The sequence below is a fragment of the Streptomyces sp. NPDC020875 genome (assembly GCF_040641415.1).
GTDB lineage: Bacteria > Actinomycetota > Actinomycetes > Streptomycetales > Streptomycetaceae > Streptomyces.
This window is the reverse complement of the sequence record NZ_JBFADP010000042.1, coordinates 63152-80285: the sequence shown is the minus strand read 5'-3', so window position 1 is coordinate 80285 and position 17134 is coordinate 63152. Positions and strand designations below refer to the sequence as shown.

15 protein-coding genes are annotated in these 17134 nt (G+C 73.6%); 13 read left to right on the top strand and 2 right to left on the bottom strand.

Annotation, left to right across the window (positions count from 1 at the left end; translation table 11 throughout):
• Positions 1–354 precede the first annotated feature (354 nt).
• Entirely contained in the window at positions 355–903 is a 549-nt protein-coding gene (locus tag AB0G74_RS23785) for a hypothetical protein (protein ID WP_361149598.1), read from the bottom strand.
• A gap of 404 nt (positions 904–1307) precedes the next feature.
• On the opposite strand from AB0G74_RS23785, the gene fmt reads away from it, so the two are divergent.
• The 6 genes from fmt to AB0G74_RS23755 all read left to right on the top strand — a co-directional run bounded on the left by fmt (position 1308) and on the right by AB0G74_RS23755 (position 7665).
• Positions 1308–2252 carry a methionyl-tRNA formyltransferase gene (fmt, locus tag AB0G74_RS23780; RefSeq protein ID WP_361149596.1) on the top strand — a complete coding sequence of 315 codons (945 nt, stop codon included), beginning with the start codon at positions 1308–1310 and terminating at the stop codon, positions 2250–2252.
• Between the two features lie 98 nt (positions 2253–2350).
• The gene (locus AB0G74_RS23775) at positions 2351–3793 is read left to right on the top strand and encodes a transcription antitermination factor NusB (protein WP_361149593.1); all 1443 of its coding nucleotides are present in this window, start codon (positions 2351–2353) and stop codon (positions 3791–3793) included.
• A gap of 136 nt (positions 3794–3929) precedes the next feature.
• Positions 3930–4337, top strand: coding sequence for a YciI family protein (locus tag AB0G74_RS23770; RefSeq protein ID WP_361149591.1), 408 nt, complete (start codon positions 3930–3932; stop codon positions 4335–4337).
• Positions 4338–4345: 8 nt separating this feature from the next.
• Positions 4346–5581, top strand: coding sequence for a DUF6596 domain-containing protein (locus AB0G74_RS23765; protein ID WP_361149607.1), 1236 nt, complete (start codon positions 4346–4348; stop codon positions 5579–5581).
• Positions 5582–5774: 193 nt separating this feature from the next.
• On the top strand, positions 5775–6470 hold the full coding sequence (rpe, locus tag AB0G74_RS23760; protein WP_361149589.1) for a ribulose-phosphate 3-epimerase: 696 nt from the start codon (positions 5775–5777) through the stop codon (positions 6468–6470).
• 214 nt (positions 6471–6684) lie between these two features.
• Positions 6685–7665 carry a sugar-binding domain-containing protein gene (locus tag AB0G74_RS23755; RefSeq protein WP_361149605.1) on the top strand — a complete coding sequence of 327 codons (981 nt, stop codon included), beginning with the start codon at positions 6685–6687 and terminating at the stop codon, positions 7663–7665.
• Between the two features lie 282 nt (positions 7666–7947).
• Here the strand turns inward: AB0G74_RS23755 and AB0G74_RS23750 are convergent, their stop codons facing one another.
• Complete coding sequence (locus AB0G74_RS23750) at positions 7948–9321, bottom strand: FAD-linked oxidase C-terminal domain-containing protein (protein ID WP_361149586.1); 1374 nt, start codon at positions 9319–9321, stop codon at positions 7948–7950.
• Between the two features lie 183 nt (positions 9322–9504).
• On the opposite strand from AB0G74_RS23750, the gene AB0G74_RS23745 reads away from it, so the two are divergent.
• The 7 genes from AB0G74_RS23745 to AB0G74_RS23715 all read left to right on the top strand — a co-directional run bounded on the left by AB0G74_RS23745 (position 9505) and on the right by AB0G74_RS23715 (position 17109).
• Entirely contained in the window at positions 9505–10524 is a 1020-nt protein-coding gene (locus AB0G74_RS23745) for a beta-ketoacyl-ACP synthase III (protein WP_361149583.1), read from the top strand.
• A gap of 98 nt (positions 10525–10622) precedes the next feature.
• Positions 10623–10865, top strand: a complete 243-nt coding sequence (locus tag AB0G74_RS23740) for an acyl carrier protein (protein ID WP_361149580.1) — start codon at positions 10623–10625, stop codon at positions 10863–10865.
• Positions 10862–12082, top strand: a complete 1221-nt coding sequence (locus tag AB0G74_RS23735; protein ID WP_361149578.1) for a beta-ketoacyl-ACP synthase II — start codon at positions 10862–10864, stop codon at positions 12080–12082. The genes AB0G74_RS23740 and AB0G74_RS23735 overlap by 4 nt, the downstream gene beginning before the upstream one ends.
• 118 nt (positions 12083–12200) lie before the next feature.
• Positions 12201–14072 carry an acyl-CoA dehydrogenase gene (locus AB0G74_RS23730; RefSeq protein WP_361149576.1) on the top strand — a complete coding sequence of 624 codons (1872 nt, stop codon included), beginning with the start codon at positions 12201–12203 and terminating at the stop codon, positions 14070–14072.
• 5 nt (positions 14073–14077) lie between these two features.
• On the top strand, positions 14078–14500 hold the full coding sequence (locus AB0G74_RS23725) for a thioesterase family protein (protein ID WP_361149573.1): 423 nt from the start codon (positions 14078–14080) through the stop codon (positions 14498–14500).
• A gap of 1 nt (position 14501) precedes the next feature.
• On the top strand, positions 14502–15422 hold the full coding sequence (locus tag AB0G74_RS23720) for a fumarylacetoacetate hydrolase family protein (protein ID WP_361149570.1): 921 nt from the start codon (positions 14502–14504) through the stop codon (positions 15420–15422).
• A gap of 91 nt (positions 15423–15513) precedes the next feature.
• Positions 15514–17109 (top strand): acyl-CoA carboxylase subunit beta, encoded by a 1596-nt coding sequence (locus tag AB0G74_RS23715; RefSeq protein WP_361149567.1) that lies wholly within the window; start codon positions 15514–15516, stop codon positions 17107–17109.
• Positions 17110–17134: the final 25 nt, after the last annotated feature.

The following is a 17134-nucleotide window of genomic DNA, read 5'->3' as shown; positions in this document are numbered from 1 at the left end:
GCCCTCCTCATCCCCCTCGTGGTGAGACGGGTCCCCATTTTCAGGGCCAAGGAGCGGGAGAGCATTTAGGGGCGCGGGGAACTGCGCGACAAGCCACCCGCAGTCCGCGGTCCGCGGACAACACCAGGGTGCCGGGCGGGCCCGGATCTCTCGGCGGTGCTGAGGAGGGCCGAGGCGCTGGGGGTCCCCCCATTGCCGAAGGCATAGGGGGCGGAACTGCGCGACCAGCCACAGGCAGTCCGCAGACCGCGAACAACACCAGGCCCGGGTTCGGGGGATGAAACCCGTCACTGGGGTGGACCGCGAACAAGCGCGCCGCCCGGGGCTGGAGGAACCCGCAGCGGGAGGCGCCCGTCAGCCGTTGCGGGGGCCCGGGAACGCCCCCGGCCGGGGGTCCGGCGCTGACGCCGGGGTCGGGGGCGGCGGTGCCGAGGGCGTGGGCTGCGGCGGCATGCTGCGGGCCGCCGGTACCGCCGGGAACCCGCGCGGCTCCGTGTCGGGCGACGGCGGCGCGACCGCCGTCGCTGTCGCTGTCGCGCCCGCCGTCGGCTGGCCGGCGCGCCGCGCGCCGTATCGCCGGTGCACCGCCTGTTTGGTGACTCCGAGCGCCGAGCCCACCGCGTCCCAGGAGAAGCCGAGCGAGCGGTCGAAGTCGACCGCGGCGGTGACCAGCGTTTCGACGCTGTCGCGGAGTTCCTGGGCGAGCCGGACGGTGGGCGCGGGGGCCCGGCCGTAGACGACGAACCCGGTGGAGGGACCGGTACGGCGCGGGCGGTACACATTGCCCAGCTGGGCGGTGAGCGTGCGCAACGCGTCCACCTGCCGGCGGACCCGTTCGATGTCCCGCACCAGGAGTTGCAGGCTGGCCCGGGCTTGGGCGTCGTGGGTTGCGTGGTCGGCCATCGGAAGCCTCTCGAACCGGCGTGGAGTACGTGGGATGGGTGGCGTACTGGATTACGTGGAGAAGGGGCCGGGCCGCTGAGGGGGGCTGCGGCCCGCGTCGGCCGATCCCGCCGGGACCGTGGTGTGCGGTTCCCCGGAGATCGGTCAATCTTCCTTGACCAACGCGGCACCCGCCGTTGTGGTCACGCTGCGGGGGCGTAAGCGCATATGTCACGGTCGGACGGGCTACCGTACGCCCCCTGCGCCCCCACCCGAACGGGCCCGGTCGTACGATCCGTACGCCATCCGCGTCACCCGCCGGACCGACCCGCTCGGGTGAGACACGGCCCGCGCCCGGCGCGCCGCCTAGACTGATGCGTCGCCCGTCCGCGTCGTTCGTACAGCCGAGAGGCAGTCAGTCACCCATGAAGCTCGTCTTCGCCGGTACCCCCGAGGTCGCCGTGCCCGCCCTGGACGCCCTGATCGCCTCCGAGCGGCACGAGGTCGCCGCGGTGATCACCCGCCCCGACGCCCCCGCCGGGCGCGGCAGGCGGCTGGTGGCCAGTCCGGTCGCCCAGCGCGCGGAGGAGGCGGGGATCGAGGTGCTCAAGCCCGCCCGGCCCCGGGACGAGGACTTCCTGGCCCGGCTGCGGGAGATCGGACCCGACTGCTGTCCCGTGGTGGCGTACGGCGCCCTGCTGCCGAAGGTCGCCCTGGCCGTCCCGGCGCGCGGCTGGGTGAATCTGCATTTCTCGTTGCTGCCCGCGTGGCGCGGTGCCGCGCCGGTCCAGCACGCGGTGATCGCCGGGGACGAGATGACGGGAGCGGCGACCTTCCTGATCGAGGAGGGGCTGGACTCGGGGCCGGTCTACGGGGTGGTCACCGAGCTGGTCCGGCCCACCGACACCAGTGGTGATCTGCTGACCCGGCTGGCCTTCGCCGGGGCCGGGCTGCTGGCCGCGACGATGGACGGGATCGAGGACGGTTCCCTGACGCCGGTGCCGCAGCCCGCCGACGGGGTGTCGCTCGCCCCGAAGATCACTGTGGACGACGCCCGGGTCGACTGGCGGGCCCCGGCCCTGCGGGTCGACCGGCTGGTGCGCGGCTGCACCCCGGCGCCGGGTGCCTGGACCGTGTTCCGGGGCGAGCGGCTGAAGCTGGTCGCGGTCGCCCCGGACCGGGAGCGGACGGATCTGGCGCCCGGTGAGCTGGCGGCGGGCAAGAACGACGTCCGGGTCGGTACCGGATCGCACGCGGTGGAGCTGCTGTGGGTCCAGCCGCAGGGCAAGAAGCCGATGCGGGCGGCGGACTGGGCGCGGGGTGTGCGGATCGCGCCCGGCGAGCGGCTCGACGCCGGTGCCGAGGGCTGACCGTGCCCGCCGGGCGGTGACCCGGGGCCCGGCGGCCGTACCGCCGGGCCGGACGTAACCTGGAACGAACCCGACTGATCGAAGCACGCGGAGCACCTTTGAACGACCAGGCACGCCCCCGGGGCGCCCGCCGCCCCCGTCCCCACAAGCCCTACCGGCGCCCGGTGAAGGACCCCGTACGGATCCTCGCCTTCGACGCGCTGCGGGCCGTGGACGAACGCGACGCCTACGCCAACCTCGTCCTCCCGCCGCTGCTGCGCGCGGCCCGCGAGAAGGACGGTTTCGAGGACCGGGACGCGGCGCTCGCCACCGAGCTGGTGTACGGCACGCTCCGCCGCCAGGGCACCTATGACGCGATCATCGCGGCCTGTGTCGACCGGCCGCTGCGCGAGGTCGACCCGCCGGTCCTCGATGTGCTGGCGCTCGGCGCGCACCAGCTGCTGGGTACCCGGATCCCGACGCACGCCGCCGTGTCGGCCAGTGTGGAGCTGGCCCGGGTGGTGCTGGGCGACGGACGGGCCAAGTTCGTCAACGCCGTCCTGCGGAAGATCGCCCGGGACGACCTCGCCACCTGGATCGAGCGGGTGGCGCCCCCGTACGACGAGGACCCCGAGGACCATCTCGCGATCGTCCACTCCCACCCCCGGTGGGTCGTCTCGGCCCTCTGGGACGCCCTCGGCGGCCCCCGCGCGGGCATCGAGGAGCTGCTGGCCGCCGACAACGAGCGGCCCGAGGTGACCCTGGTGGCCCGGCCCGGCCGGGCCACCGCCGAGGAGCTGCTGGAGCGGGAGTCCGCCGAGCCCGGGCGCTGGTCGCCGTACGCGGTACGGATGACGGACGGCGGCGAGCCGGGCGCGGTCGACGCGGTCCGGGAGGGCCGGGCCGGGGTCCAGGACGAGGGCAGCCAGCTCGTGGCGATCGCCCTGGCCGACGCCCCCGTCGAAGGTTCCGACAGCCGCTGGCTGGACGGCTGCGCGGGCCCCGGCGGCAAGGCGGCCCTGCTGGGCGCGCTGGCGGCGGAGCGGGGCGCGGCCCTGCTGGCCGCCGAGAAGCAGCCCCACCGGGCCGGTCTGGTCGGCCGGGCGCTGGCCGGGAACCCCGGCCCGTACCAGGTGATCACCGCCGACGGCACCCGGCCCCCGTGGCGGCCCGGTGTCTTCGACCGGGTCCTGGTCGACGTCCCCTGCTCGGGCCTGGGCGCACTGCGCCGCCGCCCCGAGGCCCGCTGGCGCCGCCGCCCCGAGGACATGGACGGCTTCGCGCCGCTCCAGCGGGCCCTGCTCCGGGAGGCACTCAAGGCGGTCCGGGTCGGCGGTGTCGTCGGCTACGCGACCTGCTCGCCCCATCTCGCGGAGACCAGGATCGTCGTGGACGACGTACTGCGCGGCCGGGGCGGCGACCCCGTCGAGGCCGAGTGGATCGACGCCCGGCCGCTGATGCCCGGGGTCCCGGCCCTCGGCGACGGCCCGGACGTCCAGCTCTGGCCGCATGTGCACGGTACGGACGCGATGTATCTGGCCCTGCTGCGCCGGACCGGCTGAGCCGGAGGAGGCCCGCGGGACGGCGCCCCGCGCGATCCGGGAGAGAAAGCCGGGCGGCGATGTCGAGAACGGCCGCCCGGCTCCGTCCCAGAGGTGAGTACGGACGATGGAGCCGTACCGGCACCGAGGAGAGACCATGGCCAAGTACTTGCTGCTGAAGCACTACCGGGGCGCCCCCGCGGCGGTGAACGACGTACCGATGGAGCGGTGGACGCCGGAGGAGATCTCGGCCCACGTCCGGTACATGGAGGACTTCGCCGCCAAGCTGGAGAAGACCGGCGAGTTCGTGGACGGTCAGGCCCTGGCACCCGGCGGGACCTGGGTCCGCTACGACGGCGAGGGGCGCCCGCCCGTCACGGACGGACCGTTCGCCGAGACCAAGGACCTGATCGCCGGATGGATGGTGATCGACGTCGACGGCTACGAGCGGGCCGTCGAACTGGCCGGGGAGCTGTCGGCGGCGCCCGGCGCGGGCGGCCGGCCGATCCACGAGTGGCTGGAGCTGCGCCCGTTCCTCGGCGCGCCCCCTACCATCACGGAGTGATCCGACCGATGGACGAGGCCCTGCTGCGGAGTCTGACCCCGGTCGTCCTCGGCACCCTCGTCCGTCGCGGGGCGGACTTCGCGTCGGCCGAGGACGCCGTCCAGGACGCCCTGGTGGAGGCGGTACGGGTCTGGCCCGATGCGCCCCCGAAAGACCCCAGGGCCTGGCTGATCACCGTCGCCTGGCGGAAGTTCGTCGACGGGAGGCGGGCGGAGACCGCCCGCCTCCGGCGCGAGGAACGCGTCGAGGAGGAACCGGCGCCCGGGCCCGCGCCCTCGGTGGACGACACACTCCGGCTCTACTTCCTCTGCGCCCATCCGTCGCTGACGCCGTCGTCGGCGGTGGCGCTGACCCTGCGCGCCGTCGGCGGGCTGACCACCCGGCAGATCGCCCGCGCCTATCTGGTGCCCGAGGCGACCATGGCGCAGCGGATCAGCCGGGCCAAGCGGACCGTGTCCGGCGTCGCCCTCGACCGGCCCGGCGATGTCGCCACCGTGCTGCGGGTGCTCTATCTGGTCTTCAACGAGGGCTACTCCGGCGATGTGGACCTGGCCGCCGAGGCCATCCGGCTCACCAGGCAGCTCGCGGCGGCCGTCGATCACCCCGAGCCCGCCGGGCTGCTCGCCCTGATGCTGCTCCACCACGCCCGGCGGCCCGCCAGGACCGGGCCCGACGGCGCTCTGGTGCCCCTGGCCGAGCAGGACCGCGGTCGCTGGGACACCGCGCTGATCGCCGAGGGCGTCGCCGTCCTCCAGTCGGCGCTCGCCCGCGACCGGCTCGGCGAGTACCAGGCACAGGCCGCCGTCGCGGCGCTGCACGCCGACGCGCCCACCGCCGCCGAGACCGACTGGCCGCAGATCGTCGAGTGGTACGACGAACTGGTCCGGCTGACCGGCAGCCCGGTCGTCCGGCTCAACCGGGCGGTCGCCGTCGGCGAGGCCGAAGGCCCGTCCGCCGGTCTCGCGGCGCTCGCCGGACTGGACCCCGCCCTGCCGCGCCGTACGGCGGTGGAGGCCCACCTCCACGAGCGCGCCGGGCACACGGAGACGGCCGCCCGGCTCTACGCGGAGGCCGCGGACCAGGCGACGGACACGGCGGAACGCGACCACCTGACCCGCCGGGCCGCCCGGCTCAACACCCGCCTCGCCGCCCCGCCCGGACACGGCCCCGGCAGCCCCGAAGACACCCAAGACCCTCAAGACCCTCAAGACACGAACGACGCCGGTGGTCCGATCGCGAACTGACACCGCAGGCCGGTGCGGCGGTGGGAACACCTTTCGCGGGGTTCTGTCCGGATAAGCATGCCGGAGCGCCGGTACGACGGCGGGGGCGGCCGTCCGGCGGCCCGTACGGGATCGGGGCCCGGAGCCGGGCCGGAGGCGTACCGGAGACCGGACGGAGGCCGGGAACCGTGCCCGGACATGGCAGGCTTGGCCCATGGCCGTACAGATCAATCCCAGTATTCTCTCCGCCGACTTCGCCCGACTCGCGGAGGAGGCCGGGGCCGTGGGGGGCCCCGGCGGTGCCGACTGGCTCCATGTCGATGTGATGGACAACCACTTCGTGCCCAACCTCACCCTGGGCGTCCCCGTCGTGGAGTCCCTCGCCCGCGCCACGGACACCCCCCTCGACTGCCATCTGATGATCGAGGACCCGGACCGCTGGGCGCCGCGGTACGTGGAGGCCGGGGCGGGTTCGGTGACCTTCCACGCGGAGGCCGCCGCCGCGCCCGTACGGCTCGCCCGGGAGATCAGGGCCAAGGGCGCCCGCGCCTCCATGGCGCTGAAGCCCGCCACCCCCATCGAGCCGTACGAGGATCTGCTCCCCGAACTCGACATGGTGCTGATCATGACCGTGGAGCCCGGCTTCGGCGGCCAGGCGTTCCTCGACATCATGCTGCCCAAGATCCGCCGGACCCGGGAGCTGATCGGCAAGCACGGTCTCGACCTCTGGCTCCAGATCGATGGCGGGGTCGCCGACGAGACCATCGAGCGGTGCGCCGAGGCGGGCGCGGACGTCTTCGTCGCAGGGTCGGCGGTCTACGGCGCCCAGGATCCGGCCGCCGCCGTCCGGGGCCTGCGGGCAAAGGCCGAACAGAGCATCGCCACGGCGGGCTGGGCCTGCGCACACTGACCGGAGGACGTGCCGCGCGGCCGGAACCGGCCGCCCGGCCGCCCGGACCGGCCCCGGGGTCACCCTGGGTGACCACCGGACCACACGGAGATGAACACGGCCCGACCGGGCTGATCCACAACCGCCGGATCTGACAGGATGACGGATCCGGAGCCCGAACAGGAGTGAGGAGAGCGCGGTGTCTGCTAGGTCGGCGGGACGGTCCGCCCTGCGGATGGGACCCGCGGAGCTCGTACAGGCGGCGGCGATGGCCCGCCGGTTCTATCTGGAGGGCAAGTCCAAGATCCAGATCGCGGAGGAGTTCGGCGTCAGCCGGTTCAAGGTCGCGAGGGTCCTGGAGACGGCGCTGGAGCGGGATCTCGTACGGATCGAGATCCGGGTCCCGGCCGAGCTGGACGCCGAGCGCTCCGACGCGCTGCGCGCCCGGTTCGGACTGCGGCACGCGGTGGTCGTCGAGTCCCCGGCCGAGGCCGACGAGTCGCCCGACCCGGAGAACCTGGGCGAGGTGGCCGCGGATCTGCTGGGCGAGCTGGTGGCCGAGGGGGACGTACTGGGGCTGGCCTGGGGCCGGTCGACCATCCATATGGCGGCGGCCCTCGACCGGCTGCCGCCCTGCACGGTCGTCCAGCTCACCGGGGTGTACGACGCGGGGACCGCGGAACGCGGCTCGGTGGAGGCGGTCCGGCGGGCCGCCCAGGTGTCGGGCGGCGACGCCCACCCGATCTACGCGCCGATGCTGCTGCCGGACGCCGCGACGGCCGCGGCGCTGCGGCACCAGACCGGGATCGCCCGGGCCTTCGACTACTTCGACAAGGTCACGGTGGCCGCGGTCTCCATCGGGTCGTGGGAGGCGGGCATCTCCACCGTCCACGACATGCTCACCGACGAGGAGCGGGCCCGCTACGCCTCCTACGGCGTCGCGGCCGAGATGTCCGCCCACCTCTTCGACCGCGACGGCCGCCGGGTCGGCCGCGATCTGGGCGAGCGGTGCATCACGGTCGAGGCGGACCGGCTGCGGGGGATCCCCGAGGTGGTCGCCATCGCCGGGGGAGTGCGCAAGGCCGAGGCGATCGGGGCGGTCCTCCGCTCCGGTCTGGTGACCAGCCTCGTCACGGACACAGCGGCGGCCGATCTGCTGCTGAACTCCCCGCCGGGCCTGCGCCCGGCCCTGGAGCGGGCCGACCCCGACGAGTGACGCGACGCCCCCGGCGGGCCGCGCCTCCCGGGGGAAACGTTTCTTGGTCGCCGGGAGGCCGGTTCCGGTGTTGCGGGGGCGCGCGGTTCGGGGCCTCCCGGCGCGCCTGCCGCCGTACCGGGCGCGTCCGGCGGGCGTCCGTACGCCGTCCGGGGTGTTCGCGTGGTGCCCGGCCCCTTCCGGGTACGGCCGGGCCGGGCGCCGGGGCTACCCGGGGCCGGAGCCGCCTGGTGCGGCGTCCGCGTCGGAGCGGGCTTCGGCGTCAGCCGGTGTCAGCCTGTGTCAGGTGAAGACCTTGCCCGGGTTGAGGATGCCCGCCGGGTCCCACACCCGCTTGATGCCCCGGTGCAGGTCCAGCACCGCCGGGCCCAGCTCGTCGGCGAGACCGCGCCGCTTCAGCAGGCCCACGCCGTGCTCGCCGGTGACCGTGCCGCCCAGCGCGAGCGCCTGGTCGACGACCTCTTCGAAGACTTCGCGGCAGCGGGCCAGCTCCCGCTCGTCGCCGCGCGGCACGACCAGCATCGGGTGCAGATTGCCGTCCCCGGCGTGGGCCAGGGTGGCGATCCGTACGTCGTGCTGGGCGGCGATGTCCGCCAGTCGGCCGAGCATCTCGGGCAGGAGGGTGCGGGGGACGCAGACGTCCTCACTGAGGACCAGGCCAAGGCGCTCCAGCGCCGGGTAGACCAGCCGCCGGGCGGCGAACAGGGCGTCCCCCTCGGCCGGGTCGGCGGACCGCGCGCTCCAGGTGGCACCGGCCGACTCGAAACAGGCCAGTACGGTGTCCGCCTCCTGGGCGCCCGCCGCGCCGGGCGCGTCGCAGCGGGCCAGCAGCAGGACGTCGCCGCCGTCGGTGAGGCCCATGTTCTTCCACTCGTCGACGGCCCGCAGGGAGAACCGGTCCACCAGCTCCAGGGCGCTCGGGACCACCCCGGAGGCCACCACCCGGGCGACGGCCAGACCGGCGCTCGGCAGGTCTGCGAAGTAGCCCACGATCGTCTGCTCCGGGGCGCGCTCGCCCCTCAGCCGTACCGTGATCTCGGTGACCAGGCCCAGGGTGCCCTCCGAACCGACCAGCAGCCCGGCGAGTTCGTAACCGGCCGAACTCTTGGCGGTACGCCGCCCCAGCCGGACCGTGTCACCGCGGCCGGTGACCACCTCCAGGCCCAGTACGTAGTCCCGGGTGACCCCGTACTTCACACAGCACAGCCCGCCCGCGTTGGTGGCGACGTTCCCGCCGATGGTGGACCAGGGGGCGCTGGCCGGATCCGGCGGGTACCAGAGGCCCTTGGCGGCACACGCGGTCCGCAGATCCTCGTTGACGACACCGGGCTGGACGACGGCCAGCCGTTCGTCCGGGTCGACGCGGAGGATCCGGTCCATCGCCGAGAAGCACACCACCACCGCGCCCTCGACCGCGTTGGCGCCGCCGGACAGGCCGGTGCCCGCCCCGCGGGCCACCACCGGGACGCCGTGCTCCGCGCAGTGCGCCACCACGGCCGCCACCTCGGCGGTTTCCCGGGGCCGTACCACGGCGGCGGGTAGCGCGTAGGGCGCGCCCGCCGCCTCGTCATGGGCGAAGGACGCCACCAGGGACGGGTCGGTGATCACCCGTCCGGCCGGGAGGAGCCCTGCGAGATCAGTGGGTGTCGTGGTCACCCCGGCGAGGTTGGCAGCCGGGGCGGCGGTCGTTCAATTGGCCGTTGGTACAGGCACAACGCCCCTGTACCAACGGCCAATTGAACGGTCATCGACGCTTCGGGCAGCCTTGCTCGTCGTCAGGTCGAAGCCATGTCCGCGTCAGGTCCGGGCCGGGTCAGCGGTCCTCAGGAGGGTGAGTCGATGACGGCAGTGCTGAGGGGAATCGGCGGTTTTCTGCCGCCCCTGACGGTCACGAACGACGACCTCTCCCGCACCCTGGACACCACGGACGAATGGATCCGTACCAGGACGGGCATCCGGGAGCGGCGGTTCGTCTCCGGGGGCCTGTCGACCGGGAGCATGGCCGTGGCGGCCGGTGAGCGGGCCCTGCGCTCGGCGGGCGCGGCCTCGGTGGACGCCGTGGTCGTGGCCACCACGTCGCCCGAGCGGATCTGCCCGGCGGTGGCGCCCGCGGTGGCCGCGCGGCTGGGTCTGGGAACGCTGGCCGCGTTCGATCTGACCTCCGCGTGCAGCGGTTTCCTGTACGGGCTCGCCACCGCGTCCGGCCTGATCGCCGCCGGTACCGCCGATACCGTGCTCTTCATCGGATCGGAGGCGTTCACCACCTTGGTGGACCCGGCGGACCGGTCCACGGCACCGATCTTCGGCGACGGCGCGGGCGCGGTCGTCCTGGGCCGGGGCGGACCGGACGAGCCCGGTGCGCTGGGCCCGTTCGACCTCGGCAGCGACGGCGCGCTCGCCGATCTGCTGGCCATTCCGGCGGGCGGTTCCCGGCAGCGTTCGGCCGACGGCGGCCTCGGGCACGGCACGGTGCCCACGGGCGACTGGTATCTCCGGATGGAGGGCCGCCCCCTCTACACCCAGGCCGTCGAGCGGATGACGCAGTCGGCGGCGGCGGCCCTCAAACGCGCCGACTGGTCCGTGTCGGACGTCGACTGGTTCGTCGGCCACCAGGCCAATGTGCGGATCGTGAACGCGGTCGCGGAGGAGCTGGAGCTCCCCGGGGAGAAGGTCGCGGTGAACATCGACCGGGTCGGCAACACCCTGGCCGCGTCCGTACCCCTGCTGTTGAACGACTACGCCGCCCGCGGCGAACTGAAGGCGGGGCAGCGGGTACTGCTCTCCGCCTTCGGCGCCGGACTGTCCTGGGGCTCGACCACACTCGTCTGGCCGGAGATCCAGGCGGATCCCGTCGACTGACGCCGCCCGGCGGACTCCCGTCCGGCACCCCTCTCCACCCGTTTCCGCTCCGCCGCCCCACCCCCCCCACAGCCTGCCAGCTTCCAGGAGGAGACATCATGAGTGCAGCCCACGACTCCGTCGTCGAGGTCGTCGTCGCCCGCTTCGGTCTTGACGCCGAGGCGGTGGTGCCCGAGGCCACCTTCGACGACCTCGGTCTCGACTCCCTGTCGCAGCTCGAACTCGCCACCGCCCTGAAGAAGCGCCTGGGCGTCGTGATCAGCGACGAGGAGCTGTCCGAGCTGGCCACGGTCTCCGATATCGTCGCCCTGGTCGAGCAGAGGGGCGCCTCGGTCCGATGACCGGCTTCGCGACCGCCGTCACCGGCATCGGGCTGGTGACCCCCGCCGGGATCGGCGTCAAGGAGAGCTGGGACCGGGTGGTCGAGGGCCGGCCGACGGCCGCGCACCATACCGACCTGGCGGGCCTGCCGGTGACCATGGCGTGCCGGGTGCCCGACTTCGCCCCGGCCTCCCTGGGGCGGGCCGCCTGGCAATGGGACCGCTACTCCCAGTTCGCCGTCGCCGCCACCCGCGAGGCGCTGGACCAGGCCGGGCTCGTCCCGGGCGAGTGGGCCGACAGCTCACGGGTGGCGGTGATCCTGGGCTCCGGCGCCGGCGGCACCGCCACACTGGAGGCGCAGCACCGGGTCCTGCTGGAGGAGGGGCCGGAGGAGATCTCCGCCATGACCCTCCCGATGGGGCTGCTCAACATGGCCGCCGGCCAGGTGGCGATCGATATCGGGGCCAACGGCCCGTGCTCGGCGCCCTGTACGGCGTGCGCGGCCGGGGCCAGCGCGATCGGCCTGGGCCGAGAGCTGATCAGGTCGGGTCTCGCCGACATCGTGGTGGCCGGTGGCGCCGAGGCGCCCATCACCCCGCTGTACGTCTCCTCGTTCGCGCGGATGCGGGCGCTGTCCCGGCGGCTCGACGACCCGGCGACCGCCTCGCGTCCCTTCGACGCGGCCCGGGACGGATTCGTCCTCGGCGAGGGCGCCGGAGTCGTCGTACTGGAGTCCGAGGAGCACGCGCGGGCCCGCGGCGTACGGCCGGTGGCCCGGATCATCGGATACGGCGCCTCCGCGGACGCGCACCATGTGACGTCCCCGCACCCGGAGGGCAAGGGGGCCGAGCTGGCGGTCCGCGCGGCGCTCGCGGACGCCGGACTGACCGGCCGGGACATCGACTACGTCAACGCGCACGGCACCTCGACGCCGCTCAACGACGTCATCGAGGCGGGCGTGATCCACCGGGTGGCGGGCTCCGACGCGCTGGTCAGCTCCACCAAGGGTGTCACCGGGCATCCGCTGGGCGCGGCCGGTTCCATCGAGGCGGCCTTCGCGGCGCTCACCGTGCACCACGGGGTGATCCCGCCGTCCGCGAGCACCACCGAGGTCGATCCGCGGGTGGAGGTGGACGTCGTACACGGCGCGGCGCGCCCGGCCCGGGTCGAGGTGGCCCTGAGCAACTCGTTCGGCTTCGGCGGCCAGAACGCGGCCCTGCTGATCGCCCCGGCCTGACCCGGCCCGTTCCGGCCACCGCTCCGGGCCCCGCCCGGTGCCCGGTCGCGGCGGCACCCTCCGCCGGTCCCCCCGACACCCCACCGCGGGAGGCACAGCCGCGGGAAAGGACCCACCCATGACCTCGTCGGCCTCCGCCGGGCTGTCCCGGCTGCTCTTCGACGGCAGGTACGAGCAGACGCACCAGGACCTGCGCGAACTGCTGCTGGACCCCGTCTTCGACCCCCGTGAGGGGCTGACCATGACCGAGGCCGGGAAGCTGGCCTACGAACGGTCGAGAGCCGTCCACGCCGGACTGGAACGCCCCCGGGAGATCCTGGCCGACCCCTGGCGGCTGTTCGCCCTCGCCGAGTGGCCGTCGCTGGTCGACGTCTCCACGTTCTCGCTGCTGATGGTCCACTACAACCTGGCCTTCGGCACCGTCCTGGAGCACGGCGACCGGGAGGATCTGAAGGACCTCTGCGACGAACTGGACCGGCTGGACTCCTTCAGCCCCTACATGGCCACCGAACTGGGCTACGGCAACAACGTGGCCGCCCTGCGCACCGAGGCCGTCTACGACCCCGCCACCGAGACGTTCGTCCTCAACACGCCCGACGCCCTGGCCCAGAAGTACATGTCCTACAGCGGGTTCCGGGACGTACCCAAACTCGCCGTGGTGATGGCCCGGTTGAAGGCGGACGGCAAGGACCACGGCGTCTACCCCTTCCTCGTCCGGATCAGCGACGGGAACGGGCTCTGCGAGGGCGTCCACGCGGCGCCCTGCCCGGAGAAGCCGGTCCAGGGCCTCGACAACGGCCTCACCTGGTTCGACCACGTCCGCGTCCCCCGCCGCCAGCTCCTCCACGGCGATATGGGCGGCTTCGACGACGACGGCGTGTTCCGCCCGGCGTCCGGCAATCTGCGGAAGCGGTTCCTGCGCGCGATGAACCGCATCCTGCCCGGCCGGCTCTGCGTCTCCAGCGCCGCGACGGGCGCGGGCCGGGCGAGTGTGTACATCGCGCTCCGGTTCGCGGCCCGGCGGCTCACCAACGCGCCCGGCCGCAAGGACCTGCCGGTGATCGAGTACCGCAGCCATCAGCTCGCGCTGTACACCGCGCTCTCCCGGACGTACGCGATGACACTGCTGCTCAACCACGCCAAACGGGAGTTCACCGCGGTGCCGCCGGACGCCGTCCCCGCCGAGCTGAACGACCTGGTCTCCATCACCAAGGCGCTCGCCACCTGGGAGATGACCGAGGTGATCGCCGTCTGCCGGGAGCGCTGCGGCGCCCAGGGCATCTTCAGCGCCAACCGGATCGCCGACTACGGGTCGCTGCTCCAGGGCCTGGTCACCGCCGAGGGCGACAGCCAGGTACTGCTGGCCACCACCGCGGGGCAGATCATCGCGCGGTACGGCGACGGGGACGGCGCCGGACCCGCCCCGGCCCCCGACCCGGCGGGACGGGACCTCGGCGACCCCGCGTTCCTGGCGGCGGCGGTACGGCACCGGGAGGCGGAACTGCTCCGCGAGGCCGCCGCGCGGATGGCCGACGACACCGGCGACCGGACGTACTTCGAGGCGTGGAACGGCACCGTCAACACCGGCCTGGAGATGGCCCGGGCCCGCGGCGTACGGATCGCGCTGGAACGCCTCGCCGACGCCGTCGGCACTCTGGAGGACGAGACCGCGCGGACGGCGCTCGGCCTGCTGGCCGCGCTCTACGGGCTGACCGAGCTGCGCCGGGACTCCGGCTGGTATCTGGCGCGCGGGGTGCTCACCACGGAGCAGGTGGAGGGGCTGCCCCGGGCGGCCGACGAGCTGTGCGCCCGGCTGGTGCCGTACACCGACGCCCTGATCGACGGCTTCAACCTCTCCCCGGAACTGCTGCGGGCGCCGATCGCCGCCGACGACTACGTGACCGCTTTCCAGGAGCGCACCGGCGCCTTCGGTCCGCCCGCCGCCGCTGCCGGAACCGCCGCTGCCGCCGCCGTCGCCGAGGGAAGCTGAGCGCCATGGGGAGACACAGCTACTTCTGCCCGATCCGCTGGTCCGACATGGATGTCTACGGCATCGTCAACAACGTCTCCTTCCTCCGCTATCTGGAGGAGGCACGGGTCGACTTCGTCTTCCGGATGGCGCCGACCGACGGCGACGCCTTCTTCCGGGACGGATCGGTGGTGGTCGAGCACCGGATCCGCTACCGCGGCCGGCTCGTCCACCGGCACGAACCGGTGGAGATCGAGATGTGGGTCTCCGACCTCCAGTCGGCGACGGTGGCGATCGACTGCGTGGTCCGCGACGGCGACACCGTGTACGCCACCGCGACGACCGTGATGGCGCCGTTCGACTACCGGGCCGGACGGCCCCGGCGGCTGACCGACGAGGAGTTCCGGTTCTTCGAGAAGTACCTCGAACAGAACCCGGCGGCCGGCTGAGATGCGGCTGCTGCGGATCGGGCCGCCGGGCCGGGAACGGCCCTGCGCGGTGGGCCCCGGCGGCGTCGTACGGGACCTGTCCGGCTGGCTGCCGGACTGGACGGGTCCGGCCCTGGACCCCGACGCGCTGCGCGAGACGGCGGCACGGCTGGCCCGGGATGCCGCCCGACTCCCGGCGGTCGACCCGGCCGCCGGGCGGATCGGCCCGCCCGTCCGCCCCGGCGGACATCTGCTGTCGATCGGGCTCAACTACCGGGCCCACGCCGCCGAGGCGGGCCTGGCGCTGCCCGATGAGCCGATCGTGGCCAGCAAGGCGCCGAGCACGCTGGTCGGACCGTACGACGATCTGCTGCTGCCTCCGGGCGGTGAGAAGACGGACTGGGAGGTCGAGCTGGCCGTGGTGATCGGCAGACGCGCGCAGTACCTGCCGGACCCGGCCGCCGCGTCGCGTCATATCGCGGGGTACGCCACCGGCAACGACGTGTCCGAGCGGAGCTGGCTCCTGGAGCGCGGCGGGCAGTGGGTCAAGGGCAAGTCCTTCGAGTCGTTCGGCCCGCTGGGCCCGTACCTGGTCACCCCGGACGAGGCGGGCGACCCGGGCCGGCTGCGGCTGACCTGTCGGGTCAACGGCCGGACGATGCAGGACGCGTCGACCGCCGACATGGTCTTCGACGTGTTCCGCCTGGTCTGGTACCTGAGCCGGTTCATGGTGCTGCACCCCGGTGACGTGGTGCTGACGGGGACGCCCGGCGGTGTCGCGCTGGGCCGCCCCGACCAGCCCTATCTGCGGGCCGGTGACGTGGTGGAGGCGGAGGTGTCGGGGCTGGGGGCGCAGCGGCAGAGATGCCGTGCGGCGGTCCCTGGCGGTACCGGTCCGGCCGTGCCCGGCCCGCCCGCCGAGCCCGTACGGACCCGGTCGTGACCGGGCCCCGGCCCCGGCGGGGTCCGTACCGCCACGGCCCCGTCGGCCACGGCGCCGATGGGCGCGTGGACCCCGTAAGGAGAGGGAACGGATGACCGTCCAGCAGGAGTCCACGGAGCAGCCACCGGGTACGCGTACCGGTATCCGGGCGCGGGTGGCCGACCTCCACGCCACCAGGGAGGCGGCGTGCGAGGGCCCGAGCGAGCAGGCGACCCGGGCCCAGCACGCCAAGGGCAAGCTGACCGCCCGCGAACGGATCGACGTACTGCTGGACGCCGGTTCGTTCAACGAGATCGAGCAGCTGCGCAGACACCGCGCGGTCGGCTTCGGCATCGAGAACCGCAGACCGCACACGGACGGTGTGATCACGGGCTGGGGGACGGTCGAGGGCCGGACCGTGTTCGTCTACGCGCACGACTTCCGGATCTTCGGCGGGGCGCTCGGCGAGGCGCACGCGGAGAAGATCCAGAAGATCATGGACATGGCCATCGCGGCGGGTGCCCCCCTGGTCTCGCTCAACGACGGCGCCGGGGCGCGGATCCAGGAGGGCGTCTCGGCCCTGGCCGGTTACGGCGGCATCTTCCGCCGGAATGTGCGGGCCTCCGGGGTGATCCCGCAGATCTCGGTGATCCTGGGCCCGTGCGCGGGCGGCTCGGCCTATTCCCCCGCCCTGACCGACTTCGTCTTCATGGTCCGCGGCACGTCGCAGATGTTCATCACCGGACCCGATGTGGTGAAGACCGTCACCGGCGAGGAGGTCAGCCAGGAGGGGCTCGGCGGCGCCGACGTCCACGCCGAACTGTCGGGCGTCGCGCACTTCGTCTACGAGGACGAGTGGACCTGTCTCGGCGAGGTCAGATATCTGCTCTCCCTGCTGCCGTCCAACAACCGGGAGAACCCGGCGGCCGTCCCGTGCGCCGACCCCGAGGACCGGCGCAACGACGCCCTCCTCGGCCTGGTCCCGGCCGAGGGCAGGCTGCCGTACGACATCCGCCGGGTGATCGAGGAGATCGTCGACCACGGCGACTTCCTGGAAGTGCACGAGGGCTGGGCCCGCAATGTGGTCTGCGGGCTGGCCCGGCTCGGCGGCCAGGTCGTGGGCATCGTCGCCAACCAGCCGCTCGCCCTGGCCGGGGTGCTCGACATCAAGGCCAGCGAGAAGGCCGCCCGCTTCGTCCGGACCTGCGACGCCTTCAACATCCCCCTGCTGTCGCTGGTGGACGTACCGGGCTTCCTGCCCGGGGTCGACCAGGAACACGACGGGGTGATCCGCCACGGCGCCAAACTGCTGTACGCCTACTGCGAGGCCACGGTGCCCCGGGTCCAGCTGATCCTGCGCAAGGCGTACGGCGGCGCGTACATCGTGATGGACTCCCGCTCGATCGGCGCCGACCTCTCCTACGCCTGGCCGACCAACGAGATCGCCGTGATGGGCGCCGAGGGCGCCGCGAACGTCATCTTCCGCAAGCGGATCGCCGAGGCCGACGCCCCGGAGACGCTGCGGGTCCAGCTCGTCAAGGAGTACCGGTCCGAGCTGATGCATCCCTACTACGCGGCCGAGCGCGGCCTCGTCGACGATGTGATCGACCCCGCCGGGACCCGGGAACTGCTCGTCCGGGCCTTCCGGATGCTGCGGACCAAACACGCGGACCAGCCGAACCGCAAACACGCCAACATCCCCCTCTGAACCGAGAGACCCCGTGAACCCCTGC

What these genes read in the sequence shown, in the direction of transcription:
- AB0G74_RS23770 (WP_361149591.1), top strand. Translation starts at nt 3,930, where the DNA reads ATGGCCAAGTACTTGCTGCTGAAGCACTACCGGGGCGCCCCCGCGGCG.
- AB0G74_RS23745 (WP_361149583.1), top strand. Translation starts at nt 9,505, where the DNA reads ATGACGGCAGTGCTGAGGGGAATCGGCGGTTTTCTGCCGCCCCTGACG.
- AB0G74_RS23720 (WP_361149570.1), top strand. Translation starts at nt 14,502, where the DNA reads ATGCGGCTGCTGCGGATCGGGCCGCCGGGCCGGGAACGGCCCTGCGCG.
- AB0G74_RS23730 (WP_361149576.1), top strand. Translation starts at nt 12,201, where the DNA reads ATGACCTCGTCGGCCTCCGCCGGGCTGTCCCGGCTGCTCTTCGACGGC.
- AB0G74_RS23785 (WP_361149598.1), bottom strand. Translation starts at nt 903, where the DNA reads ATGGCCGACCACGCAACCCACGACGCCCAAGCCCGGGCCAGCCTGCAA.
- AB0G74_RS23765 (WP_361149607.1), top strand. Translation starts at nt 4,346, where the DNA reads ATGGACGAGGCCCTGCTGCGGAGTCTGACCCCGGTCGTCCTCGGCACC.
- rpe (WP_361149589.1), top strand. Translation starts at nt 5,775, where the DNA reads ATGGCCGTACAGATCAATCCCAGTATTCTCTCCGCCGACTTCGCCCGA.
- fmt (WP_361149596.1), top strand. Translation starts at nt 1,308, where the DNA reads ATGAAGCTCGTCTTCGCCGGTACCCCCGAGGTCGCCGTGCCCGCCCTG.
- AB0G74_RS23725 (WP_361149573.1), top strand. Translation starts at nt 14,078, where the DNA reads ATGGGGAGACACAGCTACTTCTGCCCGATCCGCTGGTCCGACATGGAT.
- AB0G74_RS23735 (WP_361149578.1), top strand. Translation starts at nt 10,862, where the DNA reads ATGACCGGCTTCGCGACCGCCGTCACCGGCATCGGGCTGGTGACCCCC.
- AB0G74_RS23755 (WP_361149605.1), top strand. Translation starts at nt 6,685, where the DNA reads ATGGGACCCGCGGAGCTCGTACAGGCGGCGGCGATGGCCCGCCGGTTC.
- AB0G74_RS23740 (WP_361149580.1), top strand. Translation starts at nt 10,623, where the DNA reads ATGAGTGCAGCCCACGACTCCGTCGTCGAGGTCGTCGTCGCCCGCTTC.
- AB0G74_RS23715 (WP_361149567.1), top strand. Translation starts at nt 15,514, where the DNA reads ATGACCGTCCAGCAGGAGTCCACGGAGCAGCCACCGGGTACGCGTACC.